We start from the raw sequence: 636 nt of genomic DNA, 5'->3' as shown, positions 1-636 counted from the left end.
GTAGGGGCGGTCGGGGTCGCCGTGTTCGAAGGCGATCGCCACTTCGGTGCCGGCCTGCAGCGGGAGGTGCAGGCCGTGGGTGTCGCCGCCGTAGGGTCGGGCCAGGCGTAGCCAGGCGCTTTCGCGGCCGGGCTGCCAGGTGTCGCGGTCGAACAGGAAGCGCACTTTGTAGCGGCCTTCGAAGTCGAGGTCGGCGTACGGCGGGTTGACCACCGGGTGGCTGATGCGGGCGGGGATGGTGCCGCTCATGCGCGGCTTGGGCAGCAGCGCCGGGCGAAAGCAGACGGTTTCCGAGTAGGGAATGGCCTGGAAATGAGCGATGAAGCTGCGGTCGCGGGCCGCTTCGGTGCGCAGGCTGACGATCACCGCGCCGGGCCCGAAGGCCTGGGGCGCGCCGCCGGTGATTTCGAGCTTCTGCGCCGGGGCGAGGATGGCGCTGCTGGTGGTGCCGCTGAGGCGGGTCTGGTCGTTGAGGTAGAGCTCGTGGCGCAGGCGGGCGTAGAAGAAACCGCTTTCGCTTTGCAGGTCCTCGTCCAGGGCGTAGCGCTCGCCCAGCACCGTGTAGGGTTCGCCGTAGTGATAGGCCTCGCCGTAGGTGCCCTTGGCGCCTCGGGTGTGGTCGACTTCGCCGTCCAG

General features: G+C 69.7%; 1 protein-coding gene. It reads right to left on the bottom strand.

Going from position 1 to position 636, the window contains the following annotated elements; translation table 11 throughout:
• Positions 1–636: type VI secretion system tip protein VgrG (vgrG, locus tag OC610_RS28500; RefSeq protein ID WP_264433080.1), on the bottom strand; the 636-nt coding region annotated here is incomplete at both ends.

Origin of the sequence: Pseudomonas agronomica, assembly GCF_025917275.1 — a bacterium.
Lineage (GTDB): Bacteria > Pseudomonadota > Gammaproteobacteria > Pseudomonadales > Pseudomonadaceae > Aquipseudomonas > Aquipseudomonas agronomica.
The sequence above is the reverse complement of the archived record's forward strand: the minus strand, read 5'-3'. Positions and strand labels throughout refer to the sequence as shown.